At 71.7% G+C, this 14,104-nt stretch carries 14 protein-coding genes; 9 read left to right on the forward strand and 5 right to left on the reverse strand.

Annotation, left to right across the window (positions count from 1 at the left end; translation table 11 throughout):
- From VK923_16545 to rffA, 3 genes are all read left to right on the forward strand, one after another.
- Nucleotides 1-1,407 (forward strand): glycosyltransferase family 39 protein (locus VK923_16545; GenBank protein ID HSJ46287.1); only part of this gene is annotated, 1,407 nt, incomplete at its 5' end.
- Entirely contained in the window at nucleotides 1,404-2,468 is a 1,065-nt protein-coding gene (locus VK923_16550; protein ID HSJ46288.1) for a glucose-1-phosphate thymidylyltransferase, read from the forward strand. The genes VK923_16545 and VK923_16550, both read left to right, overlap by 4 nt.
- A complete protein-coding gene (rffA, locus tag VK923_16555) occupies nucleotides 2,465-3,622 on the forward strand; it encodes a dTDP-4-amino-4,6-dideoxygalactose transaminase (protein ID HSJ46289.1) in 1,158 nt (385 codons plus the stop codon). The genes VK923_16550 and rffA overlap by 4 nt, the downstream gene beginning before the upstream one ends.
- Before the next feature lie 9 nt (nucleotides 3,623-3,631).
- Here the strand turns inward: rffA and VK923_16560 are convergent, their stop codons facing one another.
- The gene (locus VK923_16560) at nucleotides 3,632-4,363 is read right to left on the reverse strand and encodes a sulfotransferase (GenBank protein ID HSJ46290.1); all 732 of its coding nucleotides are present in this window, start codon (nucleotides 4,361-4,363) and stop codon (nucleotides 3,632-3,634) included.
- 189 nt (nucleotides 4,364-4,552) lie between these two features.
- Between VK923_16560 and rfbB the strand changes: the two genes are divergently transcribed.
- On the forward strand, nucleotides 4,553-5,563 hold the full coding sequence (gene rfbB / locus VK923_16565; protein HSJ46291.1) for a dTDP-glucose 4,6-dehydratase: 1,011 nt from the start codon (nucleotides 4,553-4,555) through the stop codon (nucleotides 5,561-5,563).
- Between the two features lie 12 nt (nucleotides 5,564-5,575).
- On the opposite strand, the gene VK923_16570 is transcribed toward rfbB, so the two are convergent.
- A complete protein-coding gene (locus VK923_16570) occupies nucleotides 5,576-6,877 on the reverse strand; it encodes a hypothetical protein (GenBank protein ID HSJ46292.1) in 1,302 nt (433 codons plus the stop codon).
- A 151-nt stretch (nucleotides 6,878-7,028) separates the two neighbouring features.
- Between VK923_16570 and VK923_16575 the strand changes: the two genes are divergently transcribed.
- The gene (locus VK923_16575) at nucleotides 7,029-7,910 is read left to right on the forward strand and encodes an amidohydrolase family protein (protein HSJ46293.1); all 882 of its coding nucleotides are present in this window, start codon (nucleotides 7,029-7,031) and stop codon (nucleotides 7,908-7,910) included.
- Nucleotides 7,911-7,943: 33 nt separating this feature from the next.
- The gene (locus VK923_16580; GenBank protein HSJ46294.1) at nucleotides 7,944-9,029 is read left to right on the forward strand and encodes a maleylacetate reductase; all 1,086 of its coding nucleotides are present in this window, start codon (nucleotides 7,944-7,946) and stop codon (nucleotides 9,027-9,029) included.
- On the opposite strand, the gene VK923_16585 is transcribed toward VK923_16580, so the two are convergent.
- Both VK923_16585 and VK923_16590 read right to left on the reverse strand, forming a co-directional pair.
- A complete protein-coding gene (locus tag VK923_16585) occupies nucleotides 9,004-9,321 on the reverse strand; it encodes a DUF5808 domain-containing protein (GenBank protein HSJ46295.1) in 318 nt (105 codons plus the stop codon). The two genes, VK923_16580 and VK923_16585, sit on opposite strands and share 26 nt — an antisense overlap.
- A 59-nt stretch (nucleotides 9,322-9,380) precedes the next feature.
- Nucleotides 9,381-9,827: a hypothetical protein gene (locus VK923_16590; GenBank protein HSJ46296.1), complete on the reverse strand. Its 447-nt coding sequence runs from the start codon at nucleotides 9,825-9,827 to the stop codon at nucleotides 9,381-9,383.
- A gap of 483 nt (nucleotides 9,828-10,310) precedes the next feature.
- On the opposite strand from VK923_16590, the gene VK923_16595 reads away from it, so the two are divergent.
- Together VK923_16595 and VK923_16600 are read left to right on the forward strand one after the other, a co-directional pair.
- Nucleotides 10,311-11,465, forward strand: coding sequence for an aminotransferase class I/II-fold pyridoxal phosphate-dependent enzyme (locus VK923_16595; GenBank protein HSJ46297.1), 1,155 nt, complete (start codon nucleotides 10,311-10,313; stop codon nucleotides 11,463-11,465).
- Nucleotides 11,462-12,040, forward strand: coding sequence for an Hsp20/alpha crystallin family protein (locus tag VK923_16600; protein ID HSJ46298.1), 579 nt, complete (start codon nucleotides 11,462-11,464; stop codon nucleotides 12,038-12,040). Before VK923_16595 ends, VK923_16600 begins: the two co-directional genes overlap by 4 nt.
- Here VK923_16600 and VK923_16605 read toward each other — a convergent pair.
- Nucleotides 11,949-13,478: a hypothetical protein gene (locus tag VK923_16605; protein HSJ46299.1), complete on the reverse strand. Its 1,530-nt coding sequence runs from the start codon at nucleotides 13,476-13,478 to the stop codon at nucleotides 11,949-11,951. The two genes, VK923_16600 and VK923_16605, sit on opposite strands and share 92 nt — an antisense overlap.
- Before the next feature lie 215 nt (nucleotides 13,479-13,693).
- On the opposite strand from VK923_16605, the gene VK923_16610 reads away from it, so the two are divergent.
- Entirely contained in the window at nucleotides 13,694-14,104 is a 411-nt protein-coding gene (locus tag VK923_16610) for a pyridoxamine 5'-phosphate oxidase family protein (protein ID HSJ46300.1), read from the forward strand.

Consider the following 14,104-nt stretch of genomic DNA (forward strand, 5'->3'; position numbering starts at 1 on the left):
GGCTTCTACTGGGCTGACGTCCGGGCGCCGGGCCTGCCGATCCTGATGACACCGACCGCCTGGTTCGGGGCGACCGACCAGGCCATCCGGGCCGGCGTCCTCGTGAGCGCGGTCGCGGGCGTCGGCCTGACCTGGCTCGAGGCGCGCCTGCTGCTCGACCGCGCGGCGGCGATCATCGCCGCCGTCCTCCTCGCACTGTCACCCGGGTGGTTCGGGACCGCCTGGCGGCTGCTGCCTGACATCCCCGGCACGACGCTCGTGCTCGCCTCGGTCGTCGTGCTCACGCTCGCGACCCAGCACGAGCGCATGCGGTGGTGGGCGGTCGCGGTGGCCCCGATCGCCGCGGTCGCGACCGCCGTGCGCTACGGCACGCCGTTGCTCCTCGGTCCAGCGCTCGTGGCGGTCGTGGCTGTCCGCTGGCGTGCCGCCATCCGCGCTCCGGTGGTGCTGACGCTGACGACGCTGCTGACCGCCGGGGCGACAGCCGCCGTCTGGCTCATTCCGGAGGTCACCGGCTCCCGCCAGTCACCCGTGCTGATCTTCCGCGACCGCCAGGTCGCGAAGGCGGTGCCGATGCTCGACAGCACGCTCGACTTCGTCGGCAAGATCCCGGTCCTGGTCGGCCCGATCGTCGGCACAGCGATCGTCGTGGGCATCGCGGCCGCACTGGTGGCCGCCCGCCGCCGCCAGGTCCCCGCGGCCCCCGTCGTGGCGTGCCTCGCTGTCGCCCTGACCTGCTTGGGCCTCCTGCTGCTCGGCGTCGCGGTCTACCAGGTGCGCTACCTCACACCCACGCTGCCGTTCCTGGCGATCGCCGCGGGCGCCGGTCTCGCCTGGGTCGGAGCGAGGGTGCCGGGCAGGACGGTCGTGACGGTCGTGACGGTCGCCGCGGTCGTCGCGGTCGCCGTGGGCGCAGTGCTCGCGCTCCGCACGGCGACGGTGACCGCGGACCGGCTCGAACGCAGGTACGGGCCGACGCGGACCGCGGCGTCCAACCTCTCTGACGTCGCGCCGGACTCCTGCTACGTCCTGTCGTCACTGCCCCAGCAGACCCAGTGGTACTCGTGGTGCGGCGCCAGCTACCTCCCCGTGCTGCCGATCGGTGGCGGCCGCAGCCGCCAGACCGGGATCAGTGACGCGCAGCTGATGGCCGAGCGGCTGCGCAGCGTGTTCAGCCGGCGACTCGCGACCCACGGTATCGACGACGGTGCGCCGGTCTACGTGATGCTGAAGCGGGGCTCCATCAGCATGTCCAGGGGCGAGGCGCGCGCCCTGCTCCTCGACCTGTCACGATGGAAGATCGCCGGCGCCCGTGGCCGCGCGCCGATCACCATCGGGTACCTGGGCACGGCCGGTGAGCTCGCTGAACGGGCGGACACCATCGCACCGCCGGGAGGTCGCACATGAAGGGGTTGGTGCTGGCCGGCGGTGCCGGGACGCGCCTGCGTCCGATCACCCACACGAGCGCCAAGCAGCTCGTACCCATCGGCAACCGTCCGGTGCTCGACTTCGGCCTGGAATCGATCGCCGAGGCCGGGATCACCCAGACCGGGATCATCGTCGGTGAGACGCACCGCGAGATCAGGGCGCACGTCGGCGACGGATCGCGGTACGGCCTCGAGATCACCTACATCCACCAGCCCGAGCCCCTGGGCCTCGCACACGCGGTCCTCGTCGCGTGCGACTTCATCGGCGATGACGACTTCGTCCTCTACCTGGGCGACAACCTGCTCACGAGCGGGATCGCCGACGTGGTCAGGAGGTTCCGCCCGGGCGACGCGGCCGCCCAGGTGATGCTCGCGAAGGTCACCAACCCACACCAGTTCGGCGTCGCCGTGCTCGACGGGACCGGCCGGGTCGCGCGCCTGGTCGAGAAGCCCGCGGATCCGCCCTCGGACCTGGCACTGGTGGGCGTCTACCTGTTCTCGTCGAAGATCGTCGACGCGGCACGCGCCATCCACCCCGCGTCGCGTGGGGAGCTCGAGATCACCGACGCCGTGCAGTGGCTGATCGACAACGGCGACCGGGTCGACGCCCACATCGTGTCGACGGGCTGGTGGAAGGACACGGGCAAGCTCGAGGACCTGCTGGAGGCCAACCGCATCGTGCTCGACGCCCTCGTGCCCCGCAACGACGGGACGCTGCGGGACTCGAGCACGCAGGGACGCGTCGTGGTCGACCACGACGTAGAGCTGATCGACAGCTTCGTGCGCGGCCCCGCGATCATCGGGCGGGGGACGAGGCTGACACGTACGTTCATCGGCCCGTACACGTCGATCGCGCCCGACTGTGAGATCGTGGACTCTGCGATCGAACACTCGGTCGTCCTCGACCACAGCGTCATCCGGGGGGTCGAGCGACTCGAGGACTCGCTGATCGGCAAGTGCGCCAGGGTCGGACGCAGCGACCGCCGCCCCAGGGCCCACCGACTCATGGTCGGCGACCACAGCCAGGTGGAGCTGCCATGAGCGGGGTGCGGAGCACGCGTCGGCTGACCTTCAACAGACCCACGCTCGAGGGTGACGAGCTGGCCTACGTCCGCCAGGCCGTCGAAGGGGGGCACACATCGAGCTCCGGGCCATTCGCCGCGCGGGCCGCGGCCACCCTGCGCGACGAGATCGGCGCGGCGGACGTGCTGCTGACGACGTCGTGCACGGCCGCGCTCGAGATGAGTGGGTTGCTGCTTGGCCTGCAGCCTGGAGACACCGTGATCGTGCCGTCGTTCACGTTCGTGACGACAGCCCTGGCGTTCGTCCGGGCGGGCGCCCGGCTCGTGTTCGCCGACATCGAGCAGCACACCCTCGGCATTGACCCGGCGTCGGTCGCCGAGCTGCTCGACAAGCGCGTCCGCGCGGTCGTCGCCGTCCACTACGCCGGAGTCGGCTGCGACCTCGAGGGGCTCGGCAAGGTGCTCTCCTCAGCGCCGGACACCGATCTGATCGAGGACAACGCGCACGGGCTCTTCGGCCGGTACCGCGACCGGCCACTGGGCGGGTTCGGACGCTTCGGAACGCTCAGCTTCCACGAGACGAAGAACTTCGTGTGCGGCGAGGGCGGAGCGTTGCTGCTCAACGATCCGGCGGACATCGAGCGCGCCCACGTGCTGTACGACAAGGGCACGAACCGCCGCGCGTTCATGCTCGGCGAGGTCGACAAGTACTCGTGGAAGGACACCGGGTCGTCCTTCGGCCTGTCCGACATCCTCGCCGCGTACCTTCTGGCCCAGCTCGAGCAGCGCGACAGGATCCTGTCCAAGCGCCGCGTCGTGTTCGAACAGTACGACCGGCTCCTCGCACCACTGGGCCCCGAGCTGGGCTTCCGCACGCCTGTCGTCCCCGCTGACCGCGACGCCGCGTGGCACATGTACTACGTGCTGCTGGAGGATCGCGCGACACGCGACCGCGTCCTGGACGGGATGCGGGCGCAGGACATCCACCCGACGTTCCACTACGTCCCGCTGCACACGTCCGACGGGGGCTACCGCTTCGCGGCCCGCCTCTCGGACTGCCCCGTCACCGCGAGCGTCAGTGGTCGCCTGCTGCGGCTGCCGTTCCACAACGCCCTGACCGCCGAGGACGTCGACCGCGTCGTCGAGACCTTCCTCGCGTGCCTCGGCCCGTGACGAGATCCGTCACTGCCATGCGTCCAGCGTGCGCCCGAGGTGCCGAGCTAGCGCGGCGTTCGGCTCCGCGAAGTGGTCGCGCAGCCTGTCACGCACCGCCGCCGACAGCGTGGCCGGCGCGGTCGACGGATTGACCGCCACCGGCGGCCCACCGTTGCGCGGTGGCTCGGCGACGCCGAGCGCCCGGAAGATACGTGCGGCCTCGCCGACGTCGGACACGAGCTCCTCGAAGACGACGACGTGGATCCGCGTCCTGTCGAAGCGCGCCTCGACCCGGCGGATCGCCTCGAGGTAGTGGCCGCGGCGCACGTACGCGTACGGCGAGACGGAGAAGCGCGCCCGGTCCCAGGCGCGCTCGCGTCCCTCGAGATCGTCGAGGAGCGCGGCGTCGGGGGACCGGTCCTCGTGCCCGTGGTCGACGGAGAACCTGTAGTTCGACACCGCACGCTCGATCGGGTCGCGCACAGCCACGACGATGTGTGCATCCGGGAACGTCTTCCCGATGCGATCGAGCGCCGCGGGATGCTCGAGGTAGCTCGTCGCCTTCTCGCCACGCACCGGCGTCGCCCTGACGTCGGCGAACAGCCGCGCGTCGTAGGCCTGCGGATCGCCGACGACGTCATCGGCGAGGAAGACCTTCGGCTCGGGGCGGACGGGCCGGGCCATCATCACGTCGGGGTGGCTGTCGAGCAGTCGGTACAGCAACGTCGAGCCACAGCGCTGCGCGCCGACGATGAACACCCGTGTGATCACTTCTCCCGTTTCCCCCGGGCCCGGTGCGAATGCGCCGCGGTCGGCCAGACGACCCCTCTGCCACCAGGACAGGAGCCGTTGCGCAGCGGCGCGTGTCGCCGGGCGACTATGGTACCGATCGCGAGGAAACAGAACGTGGCAGCCACGGCACGTCGCCGTGGCGGAGGGTGGCGTTGGATGCGGCTGTTCGTGACCGGCGGGGCCGGCTTCATCGGCTCCTGCTTCGTGCGCTGGGTCCTCAGGACGCAGCTCGGTGTGTCGGTGACCACCTACGACGCGCTGACCTACGCGGGCAACCTGGACAGCCTGCGGGAGGTCGACGACGACCGGCACCGCTTCGTGCGGGGCGACATCGCCGATGACGCGACGCTGCGTGAGGTCCTGCCTGGCCACGACGCCGTCGTCAACTTCGCGGCGGAGAGCCACGTGGACCGGTCGATCACCGGCTCGGCCGACTTCCTGCGGACGAACGTGCTCGGCACCCACGTGCTGTTCACTGCGGCCCGCGACTGCGGCGTGCCGCGGTTCCTGCACATCTCGACCGACGAGACCTACGGCGTGGTGGTGGCACCGGGCCGGTTCCGCGAGGGCGATGCCCTCGAACCGAACTCACCGTATGCGGTGTCCAAGGCATCGGCGGACCTGTTGGCCCGCGCCAGCAGGGTGACCTTCGACTACCCCATCACCATCACGCGCACGACCAACAACTTCGGGCCGTATCACTACCCCGAGAAGGTCGTCCCGTTGTTCATCACCAACCTGCTCGACGGCGAGCCCGTCCCGGTGTACGGGGACGGCGCCAACGTGCGCGACTGGACCTATGTCGAGGACAACTGCCTGGCGCAGTGGCTCGTGCTCACGGAGGGCCAGCCCGGGGGGATCTACAACGTGGGCGCCGGCAACGAGATGACCAACCTCGAGCTGACACGACGGATCCTCGGCGGCGTCGGCCTCGGCGAGGACATGATCCGCCACGTCGCCGACCGACCCGGCCACGATCTACGCTACGCGGTCGATACCGCGAAGATCCGCGCGCTCGGCTGGGCGCCGGACCACGACTTCGACGAGGCGCTGGCCGCGACGATCGCCTGGTACCGGCGCAACGAGTGGTGGTGGCGGCCGCTCAAGCGGCGCGGCGCGACCCGACGCCAGGGTCTGCTGACCGGGCGGCGGGTGCCCGCCGGCTGACGGGGGGCAACCTCACGGTGTCGTCGGCCGCTCGCGGCCGGTGCCCGGAGCCGTCCAGGCACGGTGCACGCGGACCTCACCGAGCCACATCAGGACGAACGCCGTGACCTCCGCGGCCAGGAACGCCCACGACACCAGCGGCAGCGGTGGGAGCGGCGACGCCAGGATCACCGCGACGGCGACGCCGACCGCAGCCACCCAGTTCGCCGTCAGCTGCCCGGAGGATCCGCGCGCAACGAGCAGCACGGTGAACACCAGGTTCGCCAGAGCGACGGTCGTGGCAGCGGCGACCAGCGCGACGACCTGTGGGGTCGGTGCGACGTCGGCGCCGAAGACCAGCCTGATCAGCATCGGCCCGACCTTCAGCCCGAAGAGCCACGCCGCGCAGGCGGCGAGGACACCGCCGACGACGAGCAGCCGACGGATCCGACGCACCACGCGGTGGCGGCCACCGACGATGAGATCGGTGAAGGCTCCGGTGACCTGGGTGACGAGGCCCAGCGCGAGCAGGTACGGGGCGCGGAACAGCGCCAGCGCCGCGAACAGGGCCGTGATGTCCGCGGCCCGTCCACCGATGCTCGCGAGCACGACCGGCCCACCGGTCAGGACGAGCTGGGCGATCAGCGAGCCGGCCGCGATCCCTCCCAGCAGCACCGTCACGGACGCTCGCTCGTCCCCTGCCGCCGGAGCGGGGAAGCGGAACGCCGAGGGCCATGCAAGGACGGCCAGTCCACCCGCCGACAGCGCCAGGCCGAAGCCCACGGCTCCGCCAGCGCGCCACACGACGATCACAGCCAGCAGCACACGCAGCACGTTCTCGGCGGCGATGGCGACCCCGGTCGCCACGAACCGCTGGGCGCCGGCGAGCCGCCCACGTACGACACCGACGACGAAGGCGCCGACCGTGACGGCGGCCGCCATCATCGGGAACGCCACGTCGTCGCTCGTGAACACCTGCTCCCGTGCCAGCCAGGAGATCACTGCCACCAGGACGGCAAGCGCGAGCACCGCGCCGGTGACATGCGGCAGCACCCGTCGCACCGCCGCCAGGCCCGCATCAGTGTGCGAGCTGCGGATGATCCAGTGCTGGACGGGGAACGTGAGCACGGCCGCCGAGGCGCTCCAGTACGTCCACAGCTGTGCGACCGGTGCTGCACCCTCGCCTCCCAGCGTCCTGGTCGCCAGCGCGAAGAAGACGTACGCCAGGACACCGTTCACGGCGGTGCCGATGAGCAGGGCCGTCGTGTCGACCGCTCTGCCACGCGCCGAGCGCCGCGTCGGTGGAGAGGCCGACGTCCCGGTGAGGATGCTCACCGGCCACTTCCGGCAGTGGGGAGGGCTTGCATGGCGTGGACCGAACGGCGTAGATGACCCGGACCGGTACGATGCGGACGTGCGCAGCCATCATGCCCGCCGGCGTGGCGGGTACCAACGTGGAACCGCCGACGCGGCGCGGGCATAGGCCGTGTCCGACCGCGTGGATCCCGCCGCCGTCACGGCGATCGACATGCACGTGCACTGCGAGATCTCCGCAGACGGTCGGCCGGCGCTGCCGCAGCACCTGCAGGACGGCGCCCGGCGGTTCTTCGGTGACGACACCGGACCGCTGCCATCCATCGACGACACGGCCGGCTACTACCGCGAGCGCGACCTGGCCGCGGTCATCTTCACGATCGACATCGCGTCGACGTTCGGCCACGACGGCGTGTCCAACGTCGAGATCGCCGACGCCGCCGCACGCCACCCCGACGTGCTCATCCCGTTCGCCAGCATCGATCCGGCACGCGGCGTGGCCGGCATCGCCGAGGCCCGCCGGCTGGTCGTCGAACACGGCGTCCGCGGCTTCAAGTTCCATCCCAACCTGCAGGCGTTCCAGCCGAACGACCGCGCCGCCTATCCGCTGTACGAGGCGATCACCGACCTGGGTGTCCCCGCGCTGTTCCACAGCGGGCAGAGCGGCATCGGAGCGGGGCTGCGCGGTGGCGGCGGCATCCGCCTGAAGCACTCCAACCCCCTGCTCCTCGACGACGTCGCGGTCGATTTTCCCGACCTGCAGATCATCATCGCCCATCCGTCGTTCCCCTGGCAGGACGAGGCGCTCGCGGTCGCGGTCCACAAGCCCAACGTCTGGCTCGACCTGTCGGGCTGGTCGCCGAAGTACTTCCCCCCACAGCTGGTGCGGTTCGCCGACACCATGCTGCGCGACCGGGTGCTGTTCGGGTCCGACCACCCGTTCATCACACCGGACCGCTGGCTACGCGACTTCGAGGACGTTGCCATCCGCGACGAGGTCCGGCCTGGGATCCTCAAGCACAACGCGGCCCGGTTGCTGGGACTGCGGTCCTGAGACACGTGCGCCCGCCACACCCGTCATGGCCGCATGGCATCATCACGCCCCATGATGCTCGACTTCGTCCACGACGCCCTGCCCGGACGGGTCCGCTTCGGCGCCGGCGCCCGCACGCACGTCCCAGGTGAGGTCGAGCTGCTCGGCGGCGGCCGGGTCCTGCTCGTGAGCCGCCGCGGCTCCGTCGAGGCTGTCGCCGACGAGCTTCGCGATGCACTCGGTGACCGGTGCGTGGGGTGGTTCGACGAGGTGGCGGTCCACGTCCCCGGCGAGCTGGCCGCATCCGGCGTCGCCAGGGCACGCGAACTGCACGCCGGCACGCTGCTGTGCGTGGGCGGCGGCTCGGCCATCGGCACCGCGAAGATGGTGGCGCTCGAGCTGGACCTGCCCATCGTCGCGGTGCCCACGACCTATGCGGGCTCGGAGATGACCCCGATCTGGGGCACGACCAGCGACCGCCGCAAGCGGACCGGGCGCGACCTGCGCGTGCTGCCCCGGACGGTGATCTACGACCCGGAGCTCACCACGGCCCTCCCACCACATGTCACCGGGCCGAGCGGCATGAACGCTCTGGCGCACGCGATCGAGGCCCTGTACGCACCGGCCACCACACCGGTGGTGCGGGTGCTGGCCCGCGAGGCGATCCGCGCGCTCACGGACGGCCTGCCCCGCGCGGTGGCGGACGGATCCGACCTAGACGCGCGCGGCACGACCCTGTACGGCGCCTACCTCGCCGGCGGGGCGCTCGCTGTGGCCGGGACGAGCATCCACCACAGGATCGCCCACATCCTGGGCGGGACCTGGAGCCTGCCCCACGCTCCGTTGCACGCCATGCTGCTGCCGCACACCGTGGCGTTCGCGGCGCCGGCGGTCGCCGGCGCGCTGGCCACGGCGGCCGAGGCCATGGACGTCGACGACGTGCCCGCGGGCCTCTACGACCTGCTGGGGCGGCTGGAGATCGGTCCGGGGCTCACGAGCGCCGGCATGCCGGCCGACGCGCTCGACGACGCGGTCGATGCGATCGTCGAGGCGCAGCCCACCAGCCCGCGTCCCGTCGAACGGCGCGCCGTCGAGCGGCTGCTCAGCGGTGCCCTCACCGGGACACCGCCCGCGGCCTGACTACTGCCCCCTGCGGGGACAGCAGGTGCCAGATCCGGCCGACGTTTAGCGACCAGCCGACGCCGAACGGCTGCGCCACGACGATGCTGGGATCGTCGGGACGCCAGAGCGCGTCGCGGACGCGGGTCAACGTCGGAGGTCGCAGGTCGTAGGGAACGAAGCCGATGCGTCCGTGCCACGTCCGCTCGGATGCGGGCATGCGCAGCTCGCGGACCACCGCCGTCACGAGCAGCGCGAACGAGGCGAGCCTCAAGAGGTCCTGCAGCTTTCCCCGTCCCTTGTCTTCGGCCATGACGCCCTCCTGTAGGTTCGACGCCGTGATCCTCGCACTGCCGACGTCGCCCGTCGACCTCAGTCGCCGACCGAGGCCTGCGACAGGAACGCCCGGATCGACGTCGGTGCGTGACCGGCCACCGTTGCGACGTCGTCCGACACGACGTCGAGCTCACCCTCGCGGATGGCGAGGTACGTCGTGACCCACCCGGTGACCTGGTAGTCGGGTGCGCCGTAGGAGGCGCGCGAGGCGTAGGCCTCCTCGACCGTCTCGTCAACGAACCGGACCGGCGTGCCCGTCACCTCGGTGAGGATCCGTGCGACGTCGGCCATGGTGACCAGGTCCGGACCGGTGAGGACGAGGGTCGTGCCGTCGTGCGCCGGGTCGAGCAGCACGACCTCGGCGACGTCGGCGATGTCGTCCCGGGTGACCGGTGCGAACCGGCCGTCGCCCGCCGGACCGCGGAGCTCACCGCGGCCCGCCATGAGGAGCAGGAAGTCGGTGTACATGCTGTCGCGCAACATGACCGTCGCCATCCCAGATGCCCGCAGGTGCTTCTCGGTGTGGAAGTGATTCCGGACGAATGTGAAGGCGCGTCGGGCGCGGCGCCGACGAACGAGGTGTAGACGACCCGCTCCACCCCGACCGCGGCGGCCGCGTCGACCGCCGTCCGGTGCTGGTCGAGCCGGTCGCGCGCCTCGGCGCCCGACACCAGGAAGACGGTCCGCGCACCGTCGAACGCCCGGCGCATCGCCTCGCCGTCGCGGTACTCGCCGACGGCGACGTCGGCATGGTCCAGCTCCGGCGCACGCGACGGGTCGCGGACAACGAGCCGCTGCCGGACCCCGCGTGCGGCGAGCCGGCGCGCGACGCGTCCACCGAGCCCTCCGGTAGCACCGGTCACGGCGATCTCTGCGGTCATCCTGGCGGTCCTCCTGCGTTGTGGCCCCGGACGGCACGGCCGGCCGCTGCGCGGGCCACGAGCGATGGCCTCTAGCATCGCAGGCATGACCGACGATCACGTCCACTTCCCGTCGCTCGACGAGCTGCGCTGCCGGCGGAGCGTGAAGTGGCGGACCTACGCCGACGACGTCCTGCCGGTGTGGGTGGCCGAGATGGACGTCGCGCCGGCTCCCGTCGTCGCCGAGGCGCTGGCGGCTGCCGTCGACCGGGGTGACACGGGATACGTGCACGCGGGCGATCTGCCCGAGGTCTATGCGGCGTTCTCGCAGCGACGGTACGGCTGGGCGCCCGTGCCGGACCGCACGTCGCTGATCCCCGACGTGATGAGCGGCATCGCCGCCGTGCTGCGGCTCGTCACGTCTCCGGGCGACCCCGTCGTGATCACCCCGCCCGTGTACCCGCCGTTCTGGTCGTTCGTGGCGCACGCCGACTGCGTCGTCCTCGAGGTCGATCTCCGGGTCGAGGACGAGGGGCATGCGCTGGACCTCGAGGCGCTCGAACGGGCCTTCGCCGGTGGCGCTGCCGCGTTCCTGCTGTGCAACCCGCACAACCCGACCGGCAGCGCCTGGGACCGCGCGACCCTGGAGGCGGTCGCGGACCTGGCCGGGACCTACGACGTGCTGGTGCTCGCCGACGAGGTGCACGCCCCGCTGACCCACCCGGGCGTCGAGCACGTGCCGTTCCTGTCACTGGACCATCCCGCCGCCCAGCGCGCGGTCGCGTTCGTCGCAGCCTCGAAGGGCTGGAACCTGCCGGGCCTCAAAGCCGGCCTCACGCTCGCCGGACACGACGCGCCGGCGGTCACGACCAGCCTGCCCGAGGCCGTGCAGGTCGGCACGGGACTGTTCGGTGTGATCGCCGCGCAGGCCGCGTTCGCCCATGGCGAGCCGTGGCTCACGTCGCTGCTCGACGTCCTCGACGCCAACCGCAGGCTGCTGGGCGACCTGCTGGCCACGCACGTCCCGGCCGTGCGGTACCAGATGCCGGCGGCCACCTACCTGGCGTGGCTCGACTGCCGGGAGGTCGGCCTCGGCGACGACCCTGCACGGGCCTTCCTGGAGCACGGACGCGTGGCGTGCAGTCCGGGGCACACGTTCGGCACGCCGGGCCGCGGGTTCGTGCGCTTCAACCTCGGCACCTCGCCCGAGCTGATCACCGAGGCGGTGCGGAGGATCGCCACGGCCGTCGAGGCGGCATGACCGCCTGCTTTCGGCAGACCGCACAGCGCCCCAGCGTCAAGCAAAGTTGCCAGTTATGCTATGAAGCTTTTTTCCTAGTTGCTCCGGTATCGGATACGGTGACCGGGTCGACAGACATCACAACTGAACAAGGAGGGATCGTCGTGGCGAGGTTCGTGGACCCGTTCGAGGAGATGGACCGCATGTTCGGGCCGTCCGGAGGCCGCTGGCGCAGCGGGGGCCTCATGCCGATGGACGCGTTCGAGAGGGAAGGTGTCTACACGCTGCGGTTCGACCTGGCGGGCGCCAAGCCGGACGCGGTCGACGTGACCGTCGAACACGGCGTGCTGACCGTGACGGCCGAGCGTCCCATCGAGGAGACCGAAGGCGTCAACTGGCTGGTGCGCGAGCGGCCGACCGGCACGCACAGCCGGCAGGTGCGCCTCGGCGACCGCCTCGACATCGCCAACATCGATGCCAGCTACGACCAGGGCGTGCTGACCGTCACCATCCCGATCCGGCCGGAGGCCAAGCCGCACAAGGTGGCTGTCGCCAGCGGCCAGAGCCAGGCGGTGGACGCCGGACCGACGTCCTGACACGCCCTCCACGGGCGGGGCCGCTGGCGCCCCCGCCCGTGGTCGCCCGTCCCGGGCCGCGGCTACGCCCGACGGACGTCCGGTGCGGCCTCGAGCGGGCCGAGACCGAGGTCGAGGTGTTCCTCGGCCCATGCGAGCGCGCTCGCGACCAGCGGCGCGACCATCGTCCCGGTCGGCACGACGCCCGGCGCGACCGCCAGCCGTACGAACCCCCGATCGCCGCGGGACCGCAGTGCACGGTGACCTCGGCGTCCGGATCGTCGGTCGGGCACATGCCCCCATCCACCCCACGCAGACCGATGATGTGGTCACCCACCGGCCGGTCGACCACGACGTGGCAGCGGACCTCCCGCGCCGCGTCGGCGGCGGTGACGATCATGCGCTCCAGATCGGCGCCGCGCCAGTCGGCGGCGACGTCCTCGACGACCGCGAGGTGCAGGAGGTACAGCGGGACCTCGACCGCCGCCGACAGCAACCCGAGCGCGGCACCGAACCGCGGGTTGAGCTCAGTCGGTCGGAATCCGTCGGCGGTCATGATGCCGTCGATGCTGAACGCGCCCCGGCAGCCGAGCGCCGCGTGGAGATGGTCGCCCACCCGCCGCGCATACGCGCGCATCCGGTCCCTGTCGTCGGTGGGCGGGTCCCACGTGCTGGCCACGCCCGCGTAGCACAGCTCCGAGTGGCCCGGCCGGCGCAGCACCACCATCTCACACGGCCGCAGCGCACGCGTGCCGTCGGGCAGCACGATCCCGTGGATCGAGCACGGCACGCCGTCGAGGAACGGCATCACGCGAACCCGATCAGCGCGCCCAGCCATGAACGCGGCAGCCGCGCTCGCCTGCTCGTCCGTGCGCACCCATCGCAGTCCTGTCGCACCGCCGTGCCAGCCCTGGCGGTTGTCGGCGACCCACGCGGTGCCGTCCCCTGCGTCCATGGCGGCGGCGGCGGCGCGCAGGGACGACGGATCGGCGGGCACCACGACCGCGGGTGCCTGCGGCACACCGGCCGCCAGCCAGACCTCGTCCACGACGGTCTTGTCCTCCAACGCACGCCACGACGCGGGACGCGCGCCCCACACCGGACGACCCGCCGCAGTGGACCGCTGGCTGAACAGCGGCGCGATCACCGCCGCGCGGCGATCCGGGTCGAAGGCGTCGACCTGGGCGAGGACGTCGGCCGGCAGGTCACCGATCACGTCGTCGAACGCGTGCAGCGCCGACATGAGGTCGTCGGCGGTGATGCCGAGGACGACCGTCCGGACGTCGGCAGGCGCAGGGCCCGTCCCCTGGCTGCCGGCGACCACGAACACGTCGTTCATGTCGTTCACGCCGACGCGCGCGAGGGCGGCCAGGTGCGCCGGCGCCGCCGCCAGAACGTCCGCCGCCAGGATCCAGCGCCGTCCCTGGTAGATCTGCCGCAGCACGTCGATGTGGTGCACGAGCCCCTCCTCGTGGACGTGCCCGCGAGCGCAGGCGGCCGGCGCGGAGTCACGTCGACGGCCATCGGTCTGCGGCCGGGGTTGTGGGATGACGCTGGCATCGCAGGCTATCGCCCGACGGCCGAACGTCCGCGCGGGGTGGGGTCGTACGACCTGCCCCAGGTGACGGGGCGTCGGCCACCCTTGATGGTGCGAGCACGATGACAGGAGCCGACATGCCACTCGAATCCGGGACGGAGATGAGGGAACTGACGGTCGAGGAGTGCTGGCAGCGGCTCGCGGACCACCCCAGCCGGGTCGGTCGCATCGGCATGGGAGGACCCAGCCCCGACATCCTGCCTGTCAACTACGCGGTCGACGGGCACAGCATCGTGTTCCGCACCGGGCAGGGCAAGAAGCTGACAGCCGTCGGACGGGGCGAGCGCGTCGTGTTCGAGGTCGACGACGTCGACCCGGAGTGGCGTCGGGGCTGGAGCGTCGTGCTCCGCGGGTTCGCAGAGCACGTCACCGACCTGCGCCAGCAGGCACGGCTGCACGACCTGCCGCTGCAGCCCTGGGACCCCTCGCCCAAGGACGACTTCGTCCGCATCACCACCCACATGGTGTCCGGCCGCGAGATCGTCTGA

The organism is Euzebyales bacterium (genome assembly GCA_035461305.1).
Lineage (GTDB): Bacteria > Actinomycetota > Nitriliruptoria > Euzebyales > JAHELV01 > JAHELV01.